21 protein-coding genes are annotated in these 21,847 nt (G+C 39.2%); 14 read left to right on the forward strand and 7 right to left on the reverse strand.

The window, feature by feature from the left end:
• Positions 1-86: 86 nt before the first annotated feature.
• Genes F935_RS03440 through F935_RS03450 form a run of 3 tightly spaced genes read left to right on the forward strand, consistent with a single transcriptional unit; the run spans position 87 to position 2,974 of the window.
• Positions 87-1,106, forward strand: coding sequence for a fatty acid desaturase family protein (locus F935_RS03440; RefSeq protein WP_016137622.1), 1,020 nt, complete (start codon positions 87-89; stop codon positions 1,104-1,106).
• A complete protein-coding gene (locus F935_RS03445) occupies positions 1,106-2,098 on the forward strand; it encodes a fatty acid desaturase family protein (protein ID WP_016137623.1) in 993 nt (330 codons plus the stop codon). The genes F935_RS03440 and F935_RS03445 overlap by 1 nt, the downstream gene beginning before the upstream one ends.
• Positions 2,099-2,140: 42 nt before the next feature.
• Entirely contained in the window at positions 2,141-2,974 is an 834-nt protein-coding gene (locus F935_RS03450; RefSeq protein WP_016137624.1) for a metal-dependent hydrolase, read from the forward strand.
• Between the two features lie 62 nt (positions 2,975-3,036).
• Here the strand turns inward: F935_RS03450 and F935_RS03455 are convergent, their stop codons facing one another.
• Positions 3,037-3,717: a hydrolase gene (locus F935_RS03455; protein WP_000106451.1), complete on the reverse strand. Its 681-nt coding sequence runs from the start codon at positions 3,715-3,717 to the stop codon at positions 3,037-3,039.
• A gap of 181 nt (positions 3,718-3,898) precedes the next feature.
• Here F935_RS03455 and F935_RS03460 point away from each other — a divergent pair, with 181 nt between their 5' ends.
• The gene (locus F935_RS03460; RefSeq protein ID WP_016137625.1) at positions 3,899-4,819 is read left to right on the forward strand and encodes a LysR substrate-binding domain-containing protein; all 921 of its coding nucleotides are present in this window, start codon (positions 3,899-3,901) and stop codon (positions 4,817-4,819) included.
• 191 nt (positions 4,820-5,010) lie between these two features.
• Here the strand turns inward: F935_RS03460 and F935_RS03465 are convergent, their stop codons facing one another.
• The 4 genes from F935_RS03465 to F935_RS03480 are packed head-to-tail and all read right to left on the reverse strand — an operon-like array spanning position 5,011 to position 9,511.
• A complete protein-coding gene (locus F935_RS03465; RefSeq protein WP_016137626.1) occupies positions 5,011-6,516 on the reverse strand; it encodes a flavin-containing monooxygenase in 1,506 nt (501 codons plus the stop codon).
• A 55-nt stretch (positions 6,517-6,571) separates the two neighbouring features.
• Positions 6,572-7,492 carry an alpha/beta fold hydrolase gene (locus F935_RS03470; RefSeq protein WP_016137627.1) on the reverse strand — a complete coding sequence of 307 codons (921 nt, stop codon included), beginning with the start codon at positions 7,490-7,492 and terminating at the stop codon, positions 6,572-6,574.
• An 8-nt stretch (positions 7,493-7,500) separates the two neighbouring features.
• Complete coding sequence (locus F935_RS03475; RefSeq protein ID WP_016137628.1) at positions 7,501-8,448, reverse strand: metal-dependent hydrolase; 948 nt, start codon at positions 8,446-8,448, stop codon at positions 7,501-7,503.
• A 22-nt stretch (positions 8,449-8,470) separates the two neighbouring features.
• Complete coding sequence (locus F935_RS03480) at positions 8,471-9,511, reverse strand: NAD-dependent epimerase/dehydratase family protein (RefSeq protein ID WP_016137629.1); 1,041 nt, start codon at positions 9,509-9,511, stop codon at positions 8,471-8,473.
• A gap of 164 nt (positions 9,512-9,675) precedes the next feature.
• Here F935_RS03480 and F935_RS03485 point away from each other — a divergent pair, with 164 nt between their 5' ends.
• The 3 genes from F935_RS03485 (at position 9,676) to F935_RS03495 (ending at position 14,122) form a co-directional block, all read left to right on the forward strand.
• Entirely contained in the window at positions 9,676-10,695 is a 1,020-nt protein-coding gene (locus F935_RS03485; protein WP_016137630.1) for an AraC family transcriptional regulator, read from the forward strand.
• A 156-nt stretch (positions 10,696-10,851) separates the two neighbouring features.
• Positions 10,852-12,087 (forward strand): sodium/glutamate symporter, encoded by a 1,236-nt coding sequence (gene gltS / locus F935_RS03490; protein ID WP_016137631.1) that lies wholly within the window; start codon positions 10,852-10,854, stop codon positions 12,085-12,087.
• Positions 12,088-12,295: 208 nt separating this feature from the next.
• Positions 12,296-14,122: a monovalent cation:proton antiporter-2 (CPA2) family protein gene (locus tag F935_RS03495; protein WP_016137632.1), complete on the forward strand. Its 1,827-nt coding sequence runs from the start codon at positions 12,296-12,298 to the stop codon at positions 14,120-14,122.
• 56 nt (positions 14,123-14,178) lie between these two features.
• Here the strand turns inward: F935_RS03495 and F935_RS03500 are convergent, their stop codons facing one another.
• Positions 14,179-15,012, reverse strand: coding sequence for an SDR family NAD(P)-dependent oxidoreductase (locus tag F935_RS03500; protein ID WP_016137633.1), 834 nt, complete (start codon positions 15,010-15,012; stop codon positions 14,179-14,181).
• 26 nt (positions 15,013-15,038) lie between these two features.
• Positions 15,039-15,440, reverse strand: coding sequence for a DoxX-like family protein (locus tag F935_RS03505; protein ID WP_016137634.1), 402 nt, complete (start codon positions 15,438-15,440; stop codon positions 15,039-15,041).
• 187 nt (positions 15,441-15,627) lie between these two features.
• Between F935_RS03505 and F935_RS03510 the strand changes: the two genes are divergently transcribed.
• The 7 genes from F935_RS03510 (at position 15,628) to F935_RS03545 (ending at position 21,821) form a co-directional block, all read left to right on the forward strand.
• Positions 15,628-16,110, forward strand: coding sequence for a hypothetical protein (locus F935_RS03510; RefSeq protein ID WP_016137635.1), 483 nt, complete (start codon positions 15,628-15,630; stop codon positions 16,108-16,110).
• A 58-nt stretch (positions 16,111-16,168) separates the two neighbouring features.
• Positions 16,169-16,627, forward strand: coding sequence for a hypothetical protein (locus F935_RS03515; RefSeq protein ID WP_016137636.1), 459 nt, complete (start codon positions 16,169-16,171; stop codon positions 16,625-16,627).
• Between the two features lie 636 nt (positions 16,628-17,263).
• On the forward strand, positions 17,264-17,818 hold the full coding sequence (locus tag F935_RS03525; RefSeq protein WP_016137638.1) for a TetR/AcrR family transcriptional regulator: 555 nt from the start codon (positions 17,264-17,266) through the stop codon (positions 17,816-17,818).
• A 216-nt stretch (positions 17,819-18,034) separates the two neighbouring features.
• Positions 18,035-18,643: a paraquat-inducible protein A gene (locus F935_RS03530; RefSeq protein WP_016137639.1), complete on the forward strand. Its 609-nt coding sequence runs from the start codon at positions 18,035-18,037 to the stop codon at positions 18,641-18,643.
• Positions 18,640-19,449: a paraquat-inducible protein A gene (locus tag F935_RS03535; RefSeq protein ID WP_016137640.1), complete on the forward strand. Its 810-nt coding sequence runs from the start codon at positions 18,640-18,642 to the stop codon at positions 19,447-19,449. The genes F935_RS03530 and F935_RS03535 overlap by 4 nt, the downstream gene beginning before the upstream one ends.
• A 7-nt stretch (positions 19,450-19,456) precedes the next feature.
• Positions 19,457-21,124, forward strand: a complete 1,668-nt coding sequence (locus F935_RS03540; protein WP_035366444.1) for a PqiB family protein — start codon at positions 19,457-19,459, stop codon at positions 21,122-21,124.
• Positions 21,114-21,821 carry a PqiC family protein gene (locus tag F935_RS03545; RefSeq protein WP_016137642.1) on the forward strand — a complete coding sequence of 236 codons (708 nt, stop codon included), beginning with the start codon at positions 21,114-21,116 and terminating at the stop codon, positions 21,819-21,821. The genes F935_RS03540 and F935_RS03545 overlap by 11 nt, the downstream gene beginning before the upstream one ends.
• Positions 21,822-21,847: the final 26 nt, after the last annotated feature.

Below are 21,847 nucleotides of genomic sequence, written 5' to 3' on the forward strand. Positions count from 1 at the left end.
ATAATAGAAATATTTCAAATTTTATAATAAAGTTTATTTTGTGAAATGAATTAAGTCTTCTCAACCCCGCTTAGGAGAAAAAAAAGATGAATACGCGTGTGAGTGTGACTGAGTTATTTAGTCGTGAAGAAATTAAAGAGCTTACTGAACCTTCCGATATACATGGTTTGTGGGCAGTAGGTTCTACGTGGGCCGTAATTGGAGCAACTTTTGCAGGTGTTGGGCTAACTTGGAGTTATTTACCTTGGTGGGGTAAATTGCTGATATGTCTAGCAGCATTGGCAGTATTGGCTGGACGCCAATTAGCCTTGGCAATACTGATGCATGATGCGTCACACAATAGTTTGTTTAAAACAAAATGGATGAATGATTATCTAGTTGATTGGTTATGTGCACGTCCAATCTGGAATGACGTACATAAATATCGGACTCACCACACACGTCATCATGCCAAAACATCAACACCAGAAGATCCTGACTTAACATTAGTCGCAGGCTTTCCAACCACAAGAACGTCTTTAACTCGTAAATTTTTACGTGATTTAGTTGGTATTACAGGTTTTAAATTTACTGTCGGCCGTATTTTGATGGATGCTGAAGTTTTGAAATGGACAGTTGCGAATGACTTAACTTGGCTACCGCGTGAAAATCGTCAATGGTATGACTATCCAAAAGCATTTCTTAAAAATAGTAGTAAGGCAATTATTGCTAATGCTTCTATCTTTGGCCTTTTATGGGCTTTTGGTCGTCCAGAATTATATTTACTTTGGCCTCTTGCTTATTTAGCGCCGTTCCCACTTTTTATTCGTATTCGATCTATGGCTGAGCATGCTGGTACTCAAATAAGCAATAGTGCTTTAACGAATACTCGTACCACAAAAGCAGGATGGTTAGCTCGGGCCTTTGTTGCTCCAATTCGGGTGAACTATCACATGGAACATCATTTAATGGCTGCGGTACCTTTCTTTAAGTTGCCAAAAATGCATCAGATGTTGCGAGAACGCGGCCATGTTCCAGAGCCACCAACTTATGCGCAAGTTATACATATGTTGTCTAGTAACCAATCTAATCAACGTGCATTAAATAGTTTGGAGCAGGGCGAGTGATGATTAAGGATAAACAAACTCGTATAAGCGACTTTCTTAGTCGAGAGGAGATTAGCCAATTTTCCCAGCGTTCAAATTTATGGGGATTATGGTGCATTTTCTCGGTATGGCTAATCATTGGCTCAGCATTTACAGTCATGGCTCTGGCAGTTGATTATTTACCTTGGTATCTCGCTGTTCCTGTTGTATGCATAGGAACAGTGGTTTTAGGTGGGCGTCATTTGGCATTGGCGATTGTAATGCACGAGGCGGCACATCATACACTCTTTAAAAGTCGCTGGATGAATGACGTATTTGCTAATTGGGCATCAGCCAAATTTATTTGGAATGATGTACATAAATTTCGTGCTCACCATATGGTGCATCATGCGAATACAACAGCAAGCTTTGATCCTGATCGCCCAATATATGAAGCATTACCTGTGACTAAAAAATCTTTAATCCGAAAATTTGGTCGTGATTTGGTTGGGGTAACAGGGATTAAGTTCTTTATTGGCCGAATTTTGATGAGTGCTGGCGTACTGAAGTGGTCTGATGCAACAGGTGAGCGAGCAGATACGCGTGGTTGGCCATGGCATCGTTATGTTACCAACTTTATCAAGGACTTCTGGCCAACTTTTGTGACTAATCTCGGGTTATATCTCATCCTTGCTGCAATGGGGCATGCTTGGTTATTTCTTATTTGGATAATAGCTTATGCCATCCCTTTTACTGCATTTGTACGTATTCGTGCAATGGCAGAGCATGCGTGTTTAGAGCTTGTACCTGACACGCTTCGTAATACTCGTACTACTTCTGCTGGTTGGATTTCCCGTATGACTGTGGCACCTATACGTGTAAATTTTCATATGGAACATCATTTGATGGCTTCCGCTCCTTATTATCGCCTTCCCCAATTGCATAAGTTGTTATATAGCCGTGGCAATGTGCCTAAACCTCCTAGCTATTTAGATGTCGTACAAATATGTAGCTCAAAACCGATAGAAAAATAAATCCATTGAATTGTATTCAATGAAAGAATGAAGGAATAAAAAATGGGAATTCTAGCTAAAGTGTTTGATCGTGGTGCTCACTTTCCGGTACGCCACATGAGTTTTAATTTTAATCAGTCTCAACCTACTTTATTTAAGGATAACCCTTGGGGAGAGTATTGGCTGGCAACCTTGTCTGCTATGTTTCCTGCGGGTGAGCGATTTTTTGTACATAGTGTAAGAAACTTACAAAATCAGGCTAAAACAGAGCGACTTCAAAAAGATATTGCAGCCTTTATTGGACAAGAGGCGATGCATGCCAAAGAACATGAACATCTGAACCAACTTATACAGTCATCTGGACTCGATACCGAGCTTGTTTCAGCTAATGTGGAATGGTTAATGGCTAGGCTGAAAAAATATTTCACACCAACCCAGCAATTAGCAATTACTTCAGCTGCTGAACATTTTACGGCCATTATTGCACGGCAGATTATGAGACGTTCCGATTTGCAGGAGCGTTTATCGAGTAATGAAACTCTAAAAAATATCTGGTTATGGCATGCGGTAGAAGAAAGCGAACATAAAAGTGTAGCTTTCGATTTATATCAAGATGCCTCAGGAAGCAATTCTATTCGTCTTGTTGTAATGCCGTTTGTGACTTTATATATGGCAGCAATAATGGCAGCAGGTACGGTGTATTTAGGTGTAACTCATTTTCCCGCATGGAAGTTATTTCACTTAAAGGAATTTAATGCGTTAATTCTTGGAAAGAATGGCTTTTTAAGTACTTTATGGAAAGATTATTTGGACTATTACAAACTAGATTTTCATCCAGAACAACACGATTCAAAAGCCTTAGAAGAAAGCACTAAAGCACAGCTTGGATTTTTATAGGTTCATATTTTAAATGTCCAATCTATTACGATTGGACATTTAAGCTTGAAAACTAATTTTAATTAGGTTCTTTCAGAATCTAGCATTTCATTATTTTTCACAACGTCTTGCGCTTTTTGATAGCTTTCGATGAGCAATTGGTATGGTGGGAAAATTGCACTATAAGCTGCTGCAAAGTCTGCTGCATCACTACGATGCCATGTTTTTTGTAGCTCAGAACAAACACCCGCCGTATCAATTGGCACCACACCAGCTTGAACGACTCGAGCTAATGTAATCTCTTGAGCCATTTTTGAATATGTCCCAGATGCGTCAATCACCGCAAAGACTTGGAAACCTTCAGCAACTGCACTGATACTTGGGAAAGCCATACATACGCTGGTAATGGTACCTGCAATAATGAGTTGTTTTTTACCTGTTGCTTTGACTGCTTCAACAAAGTCAGGGTTATCCCAAGCATTAATTTGACCTTTACGAGCAACATATTGTGCATGAGGAGCAAATTGGTGAATTTCTGGAATTAAGGGACCATTTGGACCTTGAGGAACAGAAGCAGTGGTAATCACTGGCACATTACATAGCGTTGCAACCTTAGCAAGTGTAACTACATTTGCACGCAACTCAGGAACGGTAAGATCTTTTACAGTTTGAAATAAGCCACTTTGATGATCGATTAATAGCATTGCAACATTATTTGGATCGATTACGGGTGCTTGACCGTTAAAATTTGCTGGTGTACTCATTTTATGCTCCAATTTATTTCGATAAATTTAAAGTTGGAAGGATGCTAAATAAAACAGAGGGATAACTGCTTTTGTATAGTTATTCACTTCTTGTTTAATTAAGATATAACGAAAACGTGAGCCTAGAAGCTGCCGAAATTTGATTTTAGTGTTCTATTATTTGAACAATAAGAGGTAGGAAATGCAGGATTTAAACGATCTATATTACTTTGCAAAAATTGTTGAATATGGTGGTTATTCTGCTGCTGGTAGGGCGCTCGATATTCCAAAATCTAAACTCAGTCGAAGAGTTGCACTTTTAGAAGAAAGACTCGGTGTACGTTTATTGCATCGTTCTACGAGGCAATTTAGCGTAACTGAACTCGGCCAACAATATTATCAATACTGTCACGCGATCTTGATCGATGCTGAAAATGCCCAAGAATTTATTGATTTAAACCAGTCAGAGCCGCGTGGAACGATTCGGGTATCTTGTCCACCTGCCTTATTGCATCATCATATGGGTGAGTTTCTGACTAAATTTATGCTGCAATTTCCAAAAATAAAAATCTATATTGATGTGACTAACCGAAATGTTGATGTCTTAAATGAAGGAATTGATATTGCTTTTCGTGTGCGCTATCCGCCACTCAAAGATAGTGGTTTGGTCATGAAAAAATTTGTGACCAGTGATCAGTGTTTAGTTGCACACCCTCGGGTTTTATCTAAGCAGCCGATACCTCAAACTTTAGATGAATTACATCAGTTTAGAACAATTGGGCTTGGCAATGCAGAACAACAAAGTGTGTGGGTACTTCACCATCAAGAGCATGGAACAACGCACTTCCAGCATGATCCTGATTTAATTGTGAATGACATGACTGGGGTATTACAGGCCGTTATTCATGGCTTAGGTATTGCTCCTTTACCGATCATGATGGCTCACGAATATATTTTGCGTAAAGAACTGATTGTGGTTTTACCTGAATGGAAACCTACAAGCGGTATTGTCCACGCAGCTTATGCCTCTAGAAAAGGATTATTACCTGCCATCAAAAGGTTGCTGGATTTTTTAGAAGAGCAGTTTAATCAACTCGATAAAGACTTGTTAGGTTATCGATAACTGATAAAAATAAAACAAAGCCAACTATTACATGAGCTACTGAGATATCAATTAATAGACCAAAAAATAACGAACGTTGTTTTTAGTTTCTTTAACTGGCTTGCTTCGTTGTTTGGTTTTTAATTTGTACTTATTAAAAGATCAAGACACTTCGGTATCTTGATCTTTTTTACTTAGATTGAATGGGTTTATTAAGCGACCACTTTAATTACTTTGGTTGTAGCATCGTAGTCTTTCAAGTTGACGTGATGCAGTTTATGTTTAATCACAAAACCAAACTCGGGCCAAATAATATGGTTACGACCCGCATCATCTAGATAATAGCTTTTACAAACATCGGGTCTTACTGGCATTTTGGCCAATCGTTTATCTATACGGTCATTAAAACGTTTTTGAACATCTATTTTGACCTCAACACGGTCAAAGCGTTGCTGCTGTATCAACTTCACCATTTTTGCTATATAAACGGATTGCTGTTCAGCGGTCCACATGACTGAACCCACAGTGTTTTGGGAGTTCGGTCCTAACATCATAAACATGTTGGGAAAACCGTAAATTGACATTCCCATATATGCACGTGGTTGACGCTGCCATACATCGCTTAAACTGCGCCCGTCTGCACCTTTAATAATTTTATAAATCGCAGGTTCTGCCACCGCATAGCCAGTTCCGAAAATAATGGTATCTACTTTAATTTCTTTCCCGTCTTCACCGACTACACCATTTTCAGTGATATGAGATAAGCCCTGAAAGAGGACAGTCACATTCGGTTTGGCTAGAGCGCTATACCAATTATTAGAAAACATTGGGCGCTTACAACCTAAGGTGTGCGTAGGTGTTAATGCCTTACGCATTTCTGGATTTTTAACGCCTAAGTTGATATTTAACTTTCCTAAAGCATGCAGTTTTCGCATGATGTTTTCATTCATGAAAATAGGAAGTGAAGGTTCTAGACTCCACAACGCACTTTCTCGAATAATTTTTTCTAAAATTGGTGCTTTTTTAAAGGTAACTTTTACGATGTTTGGAACCGCAAAATCTGGTTTTGGTAAAACCCATGAAGGCGTACGTTGGAAAGAATAGAGATGGCCGACTTTAGGCTGAATGGCAGGTAAAAATTGAATGGCTGAGGCACCGCTACCAATCACCGCTACTTTTTCACCTGTTAAATCATGCTCATGATTCCACTTACCTGAGTGAAACATAGTGCCTTTAAACTTTTCTTGACCCGGAAAGCTTGGCATTTTTGCTTCACCAATAAAACCTGTCGCAGGTACAAAGACTTTTGCACTGAATTTTTTGCCATCGCGTGTGCTAACGAGCCATCGATTTAACTCATTATCCCACTCGGCTTGAGTAACTTCAGTGTTGAGCTTAATCTGATTCACAATCTCAAATTTATGAGCCACATTTTCTAAATATTGTCGAATTTCGGCTTGAGGCGCATAGGTTCGCGACCAGTTTGGATTTGGAGCATACCCCAGAGAGTACATTTCACTCGGTACGTCACAAAATAGACCTGGGTAATCATTTAAAGCCCATGTGCCACCAATACGGCTAGCCATATCTAAAATGATGACGTTTTTAATTCCTTGCTCTTTTAACTTGATGCAGGTACTTAAACCTGAGGGACCGGCTCCGATAATGAGTACATCTACAAGTTGAGTCGGAGTAGAGGGTTTGACTAATTTATTCATAGAAAAATCCTGAAATAAAATATAAATGACTTGGCTGATAGAGTTGCGTGCAGCCTTAAATGGGATGTTCAGTCTTTTGAAAATGTTGAATTAAGTACTGAGCGATAGTGTGTGGTTGTTCAGCCTGTAAAAAATGACCGCAGTCGGGAACATAGACACTCTCAATTCCTTGTGGGAAATAATGTGTCTGTGCTAAAGCCTGATGTAGCCGTATATTCATACAGCCATCGTCTAAACCCGCTAAAGCCAGTGTGGGTGTGGTGACTGGGCTTAATAAGTGGCGATTTGCTCTGAGATTGTCCGAATTTAAAACTGCAAATAAATTGTGGTAATAGCGGGTTGCTGCCCAAGCAATATCTGGATTTTGAAAAGCCGCGCGGGTAGGGGAAAAATCAGACTCTGTAAATTTCCAAGTAGGCGACCATTTACGCCAAATTTTTTCTACAAAACTTGCGTTATTACGAGATAGCGCGCTTTCAGCAAATCTTGATTGCATGAGCAACATATAAGAAGACATGTAGAGCTGACGTGGGAAATTAGGTAAGGCTTTAAAAACATCCTTAAAATTTGGAATTGGGGGAACAGCTAATAAACTAATGCTATGTAAAGCTTCAGGCTGCCCACTTGCAAAGCTCATTGCAATTGCAGCTCCCCAGTCATGTCCTACGAGGTGAGCTTTATTTTTTAAGCGTCCTTTTGCTTTTAAAAGCTCTAGCCAAGCTGCTAAATCTGCTAGAGCAGAGGCGAGACCGTAATGTGCCTGCCGATTTACAGAATCTTGGGTATAACCACGCAGCCAAGGGACAAAAACTTGATAGCCTGCTTTTACGAGTAAAGGATATACGTGGTCCCAGCTATGCGGCGTGTCGGGGAAACCATGTATAAGTACCACCAAAGGGACATCAGCTTTACCATATAAAGCCCCATCCAAAGTGAGTGCATCACGGCCTAACGTTAATTGCTCGACTTGAATCATGACACTGCTCAGCTTTTCAATTTTGAAGAAAGCGCTTTGGCGTAGGCTTCTGCGGCTAACTGAGCGGCGGGCGACTGAGCTAAATAAGCTAAAGCTTTTTCGACATCACCATCATGTTCAGGGTGATAACTCAATTTGCTCCATCCTTTTAAAGCAGTCAAAATCATGCCGAGATCAGGTAAGCTTTTCTTTTTCTTTGCAGTTTTTTGAAATAGCCAGACTAAAGCCAATGGATTTTTTTTAGCAATTTTTTGAGCCTCTTTGGTTCCATCGAGATGACAAAGATAGACCGTTGAACCGAGCCAGAATCCTATCATTGCCGCAAATGCAAAACCCATGCTGAGCTGTCTGCCTAAATAGCCTTTAACGCCGTTTCCAGCTAAAGCGCGATAAGCATCATAACCAACAGTACGATGCTCAACTTCTTCGGCACCATGCCAGCGCACAATATCTAGCATGGCTGGATCTGCACCTTCTAGGCCTTCAGCATCTAAAGCCCATGTTCCAAAGAAACAGAAATAGTGCTCAAGCCCTGCAATAATGCCCATACGAAAGGCGAGCCATTGTTTTGGATAACGCTTAAACGGACCGTAAATTCCAAACGGGGTGTCGCCCATAAAACCATCTTTAAAGAACCAGTTTAAAAAATCTTTAAAGGGTGTTGGATCTATGCCATGGGTTTGAAAATAAATCTCTGCACCCTTGTGGGCATTTGCATGGGCCGCTTCTTGGGCAATAAACCCACGGATATCTGCTTTTAGGTTTTTATCTTCAACATAGGGCAACGTTTTATTTGCAAGACGACAAAACCAGTGTTCAACGGCAGGTAAAAGAACGTGCATGCTGTTCAGCACATGTGTCGTTAATACATCGTTTGGAACCCAATGCCGAGGTGTTTGAGAAAAATCAAACTGTACTTTCCGTGCAACAATATGATGATCAATAAATGTGCTCATAGTAGAATCCTGCCTACTTAAATCAGATCGAAATTGACTCAATTTTTTTGATCAAGCTACGAGATTTGATGTAGCCATTGGCTGCAAACCACTGCAATGCATCACGTACTGCAATTTCAACTGGGGTTTGAGGAAGTCCGAGTTCTTGAATGGCTTTTGTACAATTAAAAGAGGTGCCTAGCTGACCGATTTTGGCTGCCGAAGGCGTCACAAGAGGTGCTTTATGGGTAATGTGCTCTGTTACCCACAAAGCTGCATGACCTGCAAGTTGAGACGATACGCCTTCTACTACACTTGGAATGGTCATTACTGGGCGCCAGATGTCTAAGAGCTGATGAACCGTTTTCGCCATCGTTACGCCGTCAAGGTCTCTATTACCTAAAATATAAGTCTCACCACTTTTACCTTTTTGTGCGGCTAAGACATGGCCCTTGGCTACATCGCGGACATCAACCATGTTGTTAATTGCACCCGGTACAGCAAGGGCTGGCATGGTAGCAATGGTGAGTAAGAGTTTTCCTGTCGGGGTTGGGGCAATATCTTGAGGGCCAATTGGACCTGTCGGGCAAACAATCACAATGTCTAAACCGCCCGCAGCAAACTGTAAGGCAACCTGATGTGCTTCAAATTTTGTTAAAACGTATGCATCTCCAGTCGCGCCTAAAGCAAATGGACTTGTTTCGGTGGCCTGAGTGCCTTTCGGTTGTCCTGCAAAACATGCGCCTGTACTGGTGTAAACAACGCGTTTAATGCCTGCCTTTTTGGCAGCATTGAGTACGGTTCGTGTTCCTTCAACATTGACTTTACGCATAAGCTCAGGCTTCGGAAGCCATAGGGCATAAATTGCGGCAGTATGGAAAACCAAATCACAACCTGCTACGGCTTCATCCATTTTTGCTGGGTCGGTAATGTCGCCTGCAATTAATTCGACATCTAACCCTTCTAAATTGGTTAATTTTTCTTGAGGTAAATGCAGAACACGTACTTCGTAATTCTCGTTGAGTAAAGTACGTACAATGTGGGAACCAATAAAACCAGCACCACCAGTAACCAGAGCTTTCATATTTCACCAATCTTTATTAGATTTTTATCCTGTACAAAGTGGATAAAAATGCGGCAACTTAGTAAGAGCTACTATGCCGAATCTGAAATATGTGTCATAGTTCTTGAAATGACAGTTTTGACCATTTCACGACATTTTATCGAGAAAAATAAAGAGAGCGTACTGTGAATCCGTCTTTACCTGGAACCTATGTCAGCCTAATGGCAGATGTCGTCCAAAAGCTAAATATATCTCCTGAAGAACTTTTGGAAGGAAGTGAAGTATCCGTAGAGCAACTCTCGGAACCTTTTTGGTATTTAGATTTCAATATTTTTAATAATCTACTGAATAGAGCAGTTGAGCTGACCAATGAGCCTGCATTAGGGGTCTATCTAGGTCTGCAAATGACCGTGTCTTGTCATGGTTCGGTTGGTCTTGCTGCAATGGTTTCACAAAATTTGGGTGAAGCTTTAAATGTCATGGAGCAATTTATTGGACTACGTTGTCCAGCGTTAAAACCTCGTCTTGAAATCGAAAACGATTTAGCTTTTTTATATTTAGATCAACCCATGACAAACTTTAAAATGGGAATTGTGGGGATGACATTTTTAATGGTGGGCTTTGCCCAAATGTCGAATGCCATTACTGGACAAAAATTAGAAATAAAAGCCGAATTAAATTATCCAGAACCCGCTTTTTTAGAGCAAGTTCAAGAATTATTACCATGTGAAATTAACTTTAATCAGCCCTTCAACCGTTTGGTTTTTTCTGAAACTTTCTTGGCTCTGCCGTTAATTATGGCTGATCCATTAGCGGCACGTTTAGCTCGTGAACAGTGTAAACATGATTTAAATAAGTTAGTTGCTAAACGCGGTGAAAAACATCCACTGACAGCTTTAGTCCGTGAGTTACTTTTTGATGAAGTAGAAGGCTTCTTTAAAATGAAAGATGTTGCCGACAAGTTGCACTTAACTGAAAGAACATTACAACGTCAGTTAGCGAAAGAGGGAGTTACTTTTCAGGTTTTGGTAGACCAAGTTAGAGAGAGATATGCGAAGAAATTATTGAATCACCATGAATATAGTATTTCTTTTATTTCTGAAAAACTGGGCTATTCGGAAGTCACTCATTTTACAAGAGCTTTCAAACGTTGGACGAACCAAACCCCAAAACAGTATCGAAATTTAAGAGAAAACGCATTGTGATTTTTTACTAATTGCTCAAAATAATAGTATGATTTATTTGATTATTATTAAGTAAATGTGGTTTTTGTAAAGTTTGTTTGTGTTTTTTTAAAATATCAAAAAATAAAATATATTTATTTTACAATCCATTAGGAATGTAATTAGAAAGTAGTATATATGGAATTTGTTTTTAATGGTTTTTATACACTAATTTCCGCGGTCATTGTTTTATTGTTGGGCCGCTTTCTTGTTAATCGAATTGATTTTTTGAAACGTTACAATATTCCAGAACCTGTAGCAGGTGGTTTGGTGGCTGCGGTCGTCTCGCTACTTGTCCATACAGTATGGGGATATAGCATTGTTTTTAGTAGCGAATTACAAACCAGCTTTATGCTCGTATTCTTTGCTTCTATTGGTTTAAGTGCCAATTTTATGAAGCTTAAAGAAGGCGGTATGGCTTTGGTTATCTTCTTAGTCTGCGTCGCGTCCTTCATTGTTGTGCAAAATGCGGTAGGCATGAGTCTTGCGACTTTACTTGGTCTTGATCCACTCATTGGTTTAATTGCGGGTTCAATTACCTTAACAGGTGGTCATGGTACAGCCGGAGCTTGGGGTGAAATTTTAGAAACTCAGCATGGTATTCAGGGTGCTCTAGCTTTAGGTATGGCGAGTGCGACTTTTGGTTTAATTATTGGTGGTGTAATTGGTGGCCCATTAGCGAAATTGCTCATCAATCGTTATAGCCTTGCACAACCGAAAACCAACGCTGAAATCCAACATCGTGATGGTCATGTTGATCAAAATTCGGATGACTTAGCGCCGTTTGAAAACCCACATCAAGTTCGTTTAATTACCGCCGATAATGCAATTACCACACTTGGTATGTTTGCAGCGTGTTTGGCATTTGCTGAATTTATGACAGGCTTTAGTAAGGGAACTTGGTTTGAGTTACCAACTTTCGTTTGGGCGCTCGGTGGCGGTGTAATTTTAAGAAATGTTTTAGAAAGCGTGTTGAAAATTGATATTTTCGACCGTGCGATTGATGTTTTTGGTAATGCATCTTTGTCGCTTTATTTAGCAATGGCACTGCTTTCATTAAAGCTTTGGCAACTTGCAGATTTGGCTGGTCCGCTTGTGGTGATTTTAGGTGCTCAAACCATTACGATGGCGTTATATGCAGCATTTGTGACGTTCCGTGTAATGGGCAAAAACTATGATGCAGCGGTGTTGTCAGCAGGGCATTGTGGTTTTGGTATGGGGGCAACGCCAACTGCCGTGGCAAATATGCAAGCGATTACCAACATGTATGGCCCATCGCATAAGGCATTTTTAATTGTTCCGCTTTGTGGTGCATTCTTTGTCGATTTAATTAATGCAACGGTTATTCAGCTCATGTTGAAATTCGTTGTTTAATCAAAAAAGCCCGTAAGGGCTTTTTTTTATGAGTGCTGTTTTATGAATATGTAGATAAAGAGTTATTTGTTCATACATATAGGCTCAATTTTTGTTTTAGGATCATTTAAGTCATTTTGTTTTTAGGATGCTTCTTCTCAAAAGTAATAATCGCCCTTAAACATGGTTTCACATAGAATAAATTGCAGATAAATAAAATGAGAAATGTATGAGCTCAGAAGCACATTCAATTAGCTTGGTTGCCCCTGTAGTTTTATTGGCAGCGGCTGTAATCGCAGTCCCTATTTTTAAACGTATTGGCTTGGGTTCAGTATTAGGTTATTTAATTGCGGGTCTAATTATTGGCCCGTTTGGTTTTGCTTTTTTTCAAGATTCCACCGCAATTTTGCATATTGCTGAGTTAGGAATTGTGATGTACCTGTTTTTGATTGGCTTGGAAATGCAGCCATCACATTTATGGAGTCTTAGACGCGAAATTTTTGGCCTTGGCACACTTCAGATCATCATTTGCGCACTGGCTTTAACGGGCGTTGGGCTGTTATTTGGTTTTACGTGGCAAGTTGCTTTTATTGGTGCGGCAGGGTTCGTATTAACTTCAACTGCGATTGTGATGCAGTTGTTGGGCGATCGCGGTGACTTGACTCAGCCTCGTGGGCAAAAAATTGTAGCCATCTTACTTTTTGAAGATTTACTAATTGTACCTTTGCTGGCTATTGTCGCTTTTATGGCACCGAATCATGTGGTCGAAAGCACATCAGTACGTCTAGAAAATATAGGAATTGGCTTAGTCGCAATTGCGGGTCTGATTGCGGCAGGGTATTGGTTACTTAACCCATTATTTAGACTATTGGCTGCTGCTAAAGCGCGAGAAGTCATGACGGCCGCCGCATTGTTGGTTGTGCTGGGTGCCGCGTTACTCATGCAAGTCAGCGGTTTGTCCATGGCAATGGGCGCTTTCTTAGCGGGTGTGCTTTTATCTGAATCGACCTTTAGACATCAAATTGAAGCTGATATTGAACCATTCCGAGGAATCTTATTAGGCCTCTTTTTCCTTGGGGTCGGCATGTCATTGGATTTATCAGTTGTTGCTCAAAACTGGCAGCTGATTGTGAGTGGCGTAATTGCCCTAATGTTTGCCAAAGCGCTGATGATTTATATTGTCGCCCGAGTAACGAAAAGCTCTCATACTGAAGCATTGGATCGCGCTTTACTCATGGCTCAAGGTGGAGAGTTTGCCTTTGTACTTTTTTCTGCCGCGCTAAGTGCACAAGTTATTGATAATACGATTAAATCTAACTTAACCGCTATTGTTGTACTTTCAATGGTGTTGACCCCAATTGTCGGTATTCTTTTTAAACGTTTCACTCAAACTAAAGCCGATGTTTCATTAGAAAACGTCAATATTGCCGAGGGTTTAAGCGGTAGTGTTTTAATGATTGGATTCGGACGTTTTGGGCAGGTAACCAGTCAATTATTATTAGCACGAGGCGTAGATGTCACCATTATTGATAATAATACCGACATGATTCAAAACGCTGAAAAATTTGGTTTTAAAATTTATTATGGCGATGGTTGTCGCCTAGATATTTTACATGCTTCTGGTGCTGCAACAGCACAAGCAATTGTGGTGTGTGTCGACAGTAAAGAGACAACCAATAGAATTGTAGAACTCGTCACCCATGAATTTCCTTTGGCGAAATTATTAGTCCGTTCATATGACCGCGAGCACTCGCTGCATCTAGTCAAACAAAAAGTAGACTTTATGATCCGTGAAACGTTTGAATCTGCAATTAAATTTGGCGGCGTTATTTTACAAGAACTTGGCGTAGATGAAGACGAAGTAGAAAGAATTACCGAGGAAATTCGAGATTTAGATAATGAGCGTTTTGAAACTGAAATTGCAGCAGATGACGTAAATGCAGGAGTAGGTATGCAATATACACATACGCATCCACGACCAACCGCACCATTGATTCGACCAAAACGGGAAGGGCGGCTTTTAAATAAAGAAGATAACTCAGATAGTGAGTCTTGATGAGTATCAAGTTCAGTAAAAGTTCTCTTTAGAAGAACTTGAAGCGCTAAACCTGACTATAAGTGCTCTAATGCTGTGCCTTTAACTGGGTTTCTACGCCAGTAATAAGGTTGCAAAAATCTAAGAAAAAGCTTCCACGGCGTGATCCACGCGATGCGTCGGTTGGCTTTTTTGTTTTGTATAATTTGCTTCGCCAAATATGCACAAACGACTTCCGGTGAATCAATCACAAAGAAAAATAACCGCTTCATCTTTTTCCAGTTTTGGATGTTTCCATTGGTCCAAGACGAAACTAACAAATCGGTTGCCACCATGCCTGGGCTTAGGGTACCAGTTAAAATTGCTGTCGATTTGGTCTCTTTATAAAGTGCTTTACTGAAATAACTTACTGCTCGTTTGGTGGTTGCATAGGGAGTCATTCCTGCACTCCATTCTCCGTTGCTGCCCCAACCTTCCATGTTAAAGATTTGACCATAACCTTGTTTGAGCATGCCTTTTAACGCGACTTGTGAACCTAGCATCGTACCTAAAATATTGGTAGAAACGGCAGCGTTTAATTCATCAGGTTGAAGGTCAATAAAGTCTTTGGTCGGGTGGCAGCTTCCCGCATTATTAATCCAAACATTTACGTGTCCAAAATGCTCAATTGCACCATCCCATAAGGTTTGTACATCGGAAATTTGAGTCACATCGCAGCATAGACCCATAAATTTTTCTTTATCGAAATGAGTTTCTAAATGGGTGAGGGCATGATTTAAGTGCTCTAAGTTTCGTCCAGCAATTACAACTGAACATTCCAGCTTTAAAAAAGCTTCGGCGAGTGCTAAGCCAATACCTTTGGTGCTTCCTGTAATGACTACACAACAAACTTCGCTTTTAGATAAACTCATTGAAATCTCTATATAAAATTAGAATATTATTGAGCGACTCTATGCAAATGAGTAGTTTGCTCTTTTAATAAAAGAAGATAGATAATTGATAAACTTATCATCGAAATATTCATTACGATAGGGTTGTAAGGCAAGATAAGTGTAGAAGGAATTAAAACACCAATTAAAACAAGTAGCCCAAGTAAGCCTAAAATACTTAAATAATGAATATATTTATGACTAGAAAAGAGAAAGAGTAAACCAAAAATAATTTCAGCTATACCGCTCGCATGGCCTGCAAGTTTTGCATTCTCTAAAGACAATCCCACCCATTGCCACACAAAGATTTCATCAAAATTAATAAAAAGTAGTTTAGGAACCAGTCCTTGATAAATCCATAAAAAAGCGAGCACAACGTTTATAAATTTGAAGATATTAATATTTGTCATTAAAACTACTTTAAGGGTTTAAAATTTTCTTTAGACTAGGTTTAAGCTATTATCTTTAGGTTCATTTATTTGTTCAAGCTATATGGATGAAATCTGCTAACTTATGGATTTTTGATCAATCTTAATATACTGCGGAGTCAAGGAAAATAATTAACATGCAATAGGACTAAAATTTAGGGATAAAATAATGAAAAGAAAAAATACAAAGATAGGGGATGTATTTGCTGTTAAATTCGATAATGGGTGTAAAAAATACTTTCAATTAGTAGCTTTGGATTTAACTCAATTAAATAGTGATGTAATTCGAGTATTTAAAAAAGAATATTCTAAAAATACTCATCCCGATTTATTTGAAATTATTAATGATGAGGTAGATTTTTACGCGCACTGCGTAACTAGTTGGGGTACTAAATTGGGTTTCTGGGAAAAAGTGGGGAACATGCCAGAGGTTGGAAATATTGATATCTTGTTTCGTAGTAGTTGCGATAATCCAAAAACTAAAATATCTAATAATTGGTGGATTTGGAAAGTGAATGAAGAACAGCAATATGTAGGAAAATTAGAAGGAGAAAATAGAAAGGCAGAAATTGGAAGCGTAATACCAGCAGATAGTATTGTTCATAGAATCAAAACAGGAAAATACGATTTCGTATATCCTGAATTTGAATAAAAAATATAAAATTTATATGGTATTGATTCAAATTTTATTTTTATCTGGGAGGGAAAATATGACTGATTTTGAAAAGGATATTGAAGGTTGTTATTTGGGGGTAATTCCCATAAATATTTTAAAAGGACGATTAAACTTTAGAGATATTAGCGATTATCTATTCGCAAAAGAACTACTAAACATCGCAGAAAAATCAAAAAATAGCGATGCTGTACATGTTGCATTTCTTATATTTGATGAATGTGAACTACAAGAAGATGATTTCGGCCTATTGGATATCTTTTTTTCAGATTGGCATGATGCTCATGAAGATATCATTTTTACAGTTAGTAGAATTAGAAATTGTAAGCTAGTGGAGTTTTTAAAAAACGCTATTAATTTTGTTCCAAGTTATATGATGGAAGATGACTTAAGGGTACTTGCTCGGAAAGCATTTTTTGGCTTAGGTACAAATATAAAATGTCCTAGATCTCTTGAATATTTAAACCAGTATATTAACTCATCAGATACTATATAAAAAAATTTGCTGAAGAGCAGCTTGTAATATTTTATAAAAATAATGGATTTTGATTATCTAATTAAATGAAAAATAATAATTATTTAACCATTTTCTATTCAACCTTACATTGACACCCTAAATCCTGCCGATTATCCTTTGCCTGCTGGCCTACATCGCCAGCCGGCTTTGACAGGCTGTTTTTCATCTAGGGCACCAAGAAAGTAATTTTTTGGTGACGAACTCGTTCGTCCTCCCTTCGTAGCGGTAGGACGGAGGTGGGACGCCTTGTGCGTGCCGGTTCCTAGATGACTGGTCTGTCAACCCACCTTCGTTCTGCCACCATAATTATTTGACAGTAATTCGGTAGAGCTTCTATTTCATCTAGGAGTCCGCCATGCGTACTATTTCTTATTCTTTTTTAGCCTTTGCTAAGCTTTCTTTACCCATATCCCTTATTTGGTCTTTAAAACAGTTTGAATATTTGTAGATTAAACTGTACTTCGTTACGACTAAAACTCATAGCAACAATAAAGTCTGAGATACGCTAGGGCACGGTTTTATGCTGCCTTGGCATGCCTGTTTTCTCGCCTCATATTTTGGTGAAGGTATTTCTATCTCATTTACTTACAACAAAAAATATTTTAAGCGGTAAATATGAAAAATTTAGAACATTCATTTAGAGCATTAAAAGTGCTCCATGCGGCAAGAGATCTATTTAATCAACATGGTTTTCATAATGTAGGTGTCGACCGAATTATTGCTGAAGCCAGAATTTCAAAATCCACTTTTTATAATGATTTTCACTCCAAAGAAAAGCTCATTGAGATGTGTCTCACTTTTCAAAAAGATGCATTAAAAGATGAAGTGTTTTCAATTATCCATTCATATCGTGAACTCATGTTGTTCGATAAACTTAAGAAAATTTTCTATTTGCATGCAGATTTAGAAGGTTTTTACCATTTGCCATTTAAAGCAATTTTTGAAATTGAAAAGCTTTATCCAACAGCCTATAAGGTTGTCATTGACTATCGAAATTGGCTAATTGATGAAATCTATAAACTACTTTTAACACTAAAAGCTATGGCTTCAATCGAAGATGCTCACCTGTTTTTATTTGTGATTGATGGGGCTATGGTCCAACTTTTAGGTGAAAAGCAGATAGATGATCGAGATAGATTATTAAATTATTTTTTAACTATGGTTAATTAGGGTTTTACCAAATAAGAAGCTCCTTTTAAGAAAGGAGTTTCTTATATCGTTTTCTGTTATTTCTATAATTTAATAAAGTAACCCGTATAGTCGGTATTCAATTTTCTCTTGAAGAAATGAGATTAGTTTGGCACATTGCTTAGAAGTAGAATTTTATGCAAGCGCTGTAGCAAGCAGGTCCTGATACAGTAAAACTATAAATTTCAGAGTATAACTATGAAGCTTAAAGAATTAGCAGGTTGTGAGGAGTGCGATACTGTCTATCGTAGAACCCCGCTTGCTTATGGAAAAAGAGCTTATTGCTTATGCTGCGGTGCTGAACTCTATCGGCACACCAAACCTTTTTCGACTTTGTTGGCTTTGATCTTAACGGCATTAATTGTATTTGTTATTGCCAATAGCTTTCCGATTGTAAAAATTGAATTACAGGGAAATACATCTGAAACCACCTTACTTGGGGCAGTCTGGGTGATGTTTCATTACGATCGGGCTTTTGTTGGTGTACTCATCTTAATCACAACTTTTATTGTGCCGCTTTCCTATCTTCTATTACTTTCCTATGTGCTGGGTACGGTAAGTGTCTTGAAGAAAAGACCAACATTTTTGGTGATTGCCTTACGCACACTTTTCTTTATGAGAGTGTGGGGAATGGTTGAGGTGTTCTTAATCGGAATTTTGGTCACGCTTGTGAAGTTAATGGGAATGGTCTTGGTGATTCCTGAGATTGCATTATGGGCGTTTGCGATCTTAAGTGTATTGTTGGTCTATATTACTTCCATAAAGGTGAGTGATATATGGAACGAAATTGATAGGTCACTGCCATGAAAACGATAAAAAAAGTGACCCAAACAAAAAGCTCGCATAAGGGGTTGGACCTTAAGCAATATCCAAGAGCCAAAGATCTCTCATTAATTGTGTGTCACTGCTGTGGCATCGTAAATTCTGCTCAAAATGAAAAAAGACGACTAAACCAAAGCCATCAAGTTTTACGTTGTATTCGCTGTAATAGCGTATTGCATTCACGTAAGCCATCGAGTTTAAATCGAACTTTTGCTTTAGTGGTGGCTGCAACTATTCTCTATATTCCAGCCAATGTACTTCCCATGACGGTGACTGACTCACTTTTGGGAAGTCAGCAAGATACCATCATGAGTGGGGTCATTTACTTTTGGCAAAGTGGAGACTATCTGGTTTCAGTGGTTATTTTCATGGCCAGTATTTTTATTCCCATGTTGAAGCTACTGATTTTGTATTTTTTATTAGTGGCGGTATATCTTCAACAATCGGCAGGTTGGAAATTTTTACCAGAACAATGCGTTAAGTTATATCGAATTGTCGAGTTTATTGGCCGTTGGTCAATGATTGATGTATTTGTTGTGGCATTATTAACAGCACTCATTCAGATTCAATCGCTTGCTACCATTTTAGCTGGGCCGGGTTCGATTGCTTTTGGCGCGGTTGTGGTGTTAACCATGTTTGCATCGTTAAGTTTTGATCCACGTATTATTTGGGATAACTTCTATACATCTCAAAATACAAATAAACCTTCTTCTTTTGCTTCAGAAAAACCAAAGATTATTCAGGCAGAACATCCGCCACTGAATAATGATTCTATTAATCCCAGTCAATAAAAGAACAATGAGTATGTCTGAAAATGAAATAACCACTGGTAACTCAGATCATCGTGATCCAGATATTGAACTGGAAAACATGAATGATTTGCCAGAACCCCAAGAAAAGAAAAGTCGATGGAAGCCTTTATTAATCTGGCTCATTCCATTAATTGCTCTTTTAATCGCGCTTTCATTAGCGATAAAGGCGTTACTGTCTCATGGCCCTAGCATTGATGTGTCTTTTCGCACAGCTGAAGGGCTAGTTGCCGGTAAAACAACAGTTCGTTATAAGCAGGTGGATATTGGTGTAGTACGGCAGATTGATCTTTCAGATGACCGTTCACACGTGATTGCTAGAATTGATTTGCGCAAAGGTGCGAGTAACTTTGCAGCAAAAGATTCGCGATTTTGGGTGGTGCGACCGCGTATTGGGACGAGTGGAGTTTCAGGAATAGACACCTTATTGTCAGGTTCATATATTGAAGTGGATGGTGGAAAATCAGAAGAGGATAGGTTTGAATTTACGGGATTAGAAGTGCCACCAGTGATTTCTTCTGACGTTCCCGGAAAAGTATTTTTCTTAAATGCAGATGACCTTGGTTCGTTAGATATAGGCTCTCCAATTTATTATCGTCGAATTAATGTGGGGCAAATTACAGCCTATAAATTATCTAATGATGGTAAAACTGTAGAACTGCAAACTTTTATCCGCGCACCGTATGACAAGTTTGTAACCACCGATGCACGTTTTTGGCAGGCGAGCGGAATCGATGTGACCTTAAACGCTTCGGGCTTTAATTTAGATACCCAATCTCTGGCAAGTATTGTCGCAGGTGGGATTGCGTTTGGTTTCCCTCAAAGTTCGCATGCGACGATGGCAGCGAATCAGAGTCGCTTTAATCTTTGGGATTCAAAATCTGAGGCATTAAAAGAACCTGACGGGCAGCCTCGTGGCGTAATTATGTATTTTGATCATTCATTGCGTGGGTTAGCAGTCGGTGCGCCAATTGATTTCATGGGTATTGAAATTGGCAATGTTAAATCAATTAATGCCGAGTTTTATGACCACTATAAACAGATTCGTATGCGTGTTGAGGCAGTCATCTATCCTTCACGAGTTGAAAATGGTCAGGCGCTTAATCCAAACAGTGAAATTTTCAAAGATTTTGTTGAACATGGATGGCGTGCTCAAATGAGAACAGGCAACCTGCTCACGGGTCAAAACTATATTGCCCTAGATAAGTTCCCTAAAGCTAAACCAGCGACATTACAAATCTTAGGTGATAACCGTGTAGTAATTCCAACTACACCAACCGAACTGAGTGGCTTACAAGCTCAAGTTTCTCAGATTGCTGACAAGTTAACTAAATTCCCGTTAGTTGAAATTGGGCAAGATGTGCGTAAAACGCTCAACAATATGAACACTGCCATTGCGTCTACCGACAAACTGGTTAAACAGTTAGATGGAAAAGTTGCACCTGGTTTACAAGCAACTTTAGACGATGTTCGTAAAACTGTCAGATCGTCTGAGTCTATTTTGTCGAGCGATGCGCCGTTACAACAAGACGTACGTAAAGCGTTGCAACAAATGACACGTGCGGCAGCTTCACTACAGTTAATGTCAGACTATATTGAACAACATCCTGAATCAATTATTCGTGGTAAGACCCCAGAGGCCGATGATGAAAAATAAAAACACTCTATCTTTTCAACATCCTAAAGCAGCCAAATGGCTGCTTGGGAGCGGTCTGTTTTTAACGGCAGTTGCCATGACAGCATGTTCGAGTTCGCCAACGCCAAACTATTATACGATTTCCCCTAAAATCACTGCGGCTACAAAAACAACGGTGCAGGTGATTGAGGTATTACCCGTTGGGATTCCAGACCGTTTAGACCGTGCGCCTTTGGTGCTCCAAGACAGTAGTGGTAAGTCTACGGTGTTAAACAATGAACGCTGGACATCGACCATGGGCACACAATTACGCGATACCTTGTCGGCGGGTTTACAGCAAAAATTAGGCGCAATTGACAGTTATAGCAGTGGGCTTGCTGGAAACAATCAACCGTTATATCGAGTTTCTACGGACTTTTCTCATTTTGATATTGTAGATAAAAGCTATATTAATATTGCGGTGTCTTGGGTGGTGAAGCGTCAAATACCGCCTAGTCAATTAGAGTCAAATAATGCAAAAGTCATCACAAATGCAGGATCTCAGCTCAATTGTCGAATTGCTTTTAGGCAGCCGATTGATCAGAAAGCTAAAAAGATGGATGCGATTGTGAGTGCTTCAAGTGAAGCCATGACTCAAATTATTAACACGGTTTCTTCTTCAATTGTGGCGCTAGATTCAAACAAAAAATCGGTTATTAGCAATGGTGTTTGTTCGTAAAACGAATCGCTTTTAATCAACCCCTT

The organism is Acinetobacter calcoaceticus ANC 3811 (genome assembly GCF_000399665.1).
In the GTDB taxonomy this organism is placed as follows: Bacteria; Pseudomonadota; Gammaproteobacteria; order Pseudomonadales; family Moraxellaceae; genus Acinetobacter; species Acinetobacter calcoaceticus_B.

Bases quoted from the DNA above. Each gene is read 5' to 3' on its own strand.
- F935_RS03500 (WP_016137633.1), bottom strand. From the start codon at position 15,012: ATGAGTTTATCTAAAAGCGAAGTTTGTTGTGTAGTCATTACAGGAAGC.
- F935_RS03460 (WP_016137625.1), top strand. From the start codon at position 3,899: ATGCAGGATTTAAACGATCTATATTACTTTGCAAAAATTGTTGAATAT.
- F935_RS03445 (WP_016137623.1), top strand. From the start codon at position 1,106: ATGATTAAGGATAAACAAACTCGTATAAGCGACTTTCTTAGTCGAGAG.
- F935_RS03495 (WP_016137632.1), top strand. From the start codon at position 12,296: ATGAGCTCAGAAGCACATTCAATTAGCTTGGTTGCCCCTGTAGTTTTA.
- F935_RS03465 (WP_016137626.1), bottom strand. From the start codon at position 6,516: ATGAATAAATTAGTCAAACCCTCTACTCCGACTCAACTTGTAGATGTA.
- F935_RS03450 (WP_016137624.1), top strand. From the start codon at position 2,141: ATGGGAATTCTAGCTAAAGTGTTTGATCGTGGTGCTCACTTTCCGGTA.
- F935_RS03540 (WP_035366444.1), top strand. From the start codon at position 19,457: ATGAGTATGTCTGAAAATGAAATAACCACTGGTAACTCAGATCATCGT.
- F935_RS03475 (WP_016137628.1), bottom strand. From the start codon at position 8,448: ATGAGCACATTTATTGATCATCATATTGTTGCACGGAAAGTACAGTTT.
- F935_RS03535 (WP_016137640.1), top strand. From the start codon at position 18,640: ATGAAAACGATAAAAAAAGTGACCCAAACAAAAAGCTCGCATAAGGGG.
- F935_RS03470 (WP_016137627.1), bottom strand. From the start codon at position 7,492: ATGATTCAAGTCGAGCAATTAACGTTAGGCCGTGATGCACTCACTTTG.
- F935_RS03545 (WP_016137642.1), top strand. From the start codon at position 21,114: ATGAAAAATAAAAACACTCTATCTTTTCAACATCCTAAAGCAGCCAAA.
- F935_RS03455 (WP_000106451.1), bottom strand. From the start codon at position 3,717: ATGAGTACACCAGCAAATTTTAACGGTCAAGCACCCGTAATCGATCCA.
- F935_RS03505 (WP_016137634.1), bottom strand. From the start codon at position 15,440: ATGACAAATATTAATATCTTCAAATTTATAAACGTTGTGCTCGCTTTT.
- F935_RS03530 (WP_016137639.1), top strand. From the start codon at position 18,035: ATGAAGCTTAAAGAATTAGCAGGTTGTGAGGAGTGCGATACTGTCTAT.
- gltS (WP_016137631.1), top strand. From the start codon at position 10,852: ATGGAATTTGTTTTTAATGGTTTTTATACACTAATTTCCGCGGTCATT.
- F935_RS03440 (WP_016137622.1), top strand. From the start codon at position 87: ATGAATACGCGTGTGAGTGTGACTGAGTTATTTAGTCGTGAAGAAATT.
- F935_RS03480 (WP_016137629.1), bottom strand. From the start codon at position 9,511: ATGAAAGCTCTGGTTACTGGTGGTGCTGGTTTTATTGGTTCCCACATT.
- F935_RS03510 (WP_016137635.1), top strand. From the start codon at position 15,628: ATGAAAAGAAAAAATACAAAGATAGGGGATGTATTTGCTGTTAAATTC.
- F935_RS03515 (WP_016137636.1), top strand. From the start codon at position 16,169: ATGACTGATTTTGAAAAGGATATTGAAGGTTGTTATTTGGGGGTAATT.
- F935_RS03525 (WP_016137638.1), top strand. From the start codon at position 17,264: ATGAAAAATTTAGAACATTCATTTAGAGCATTAAAAGTGCTCCATGCG.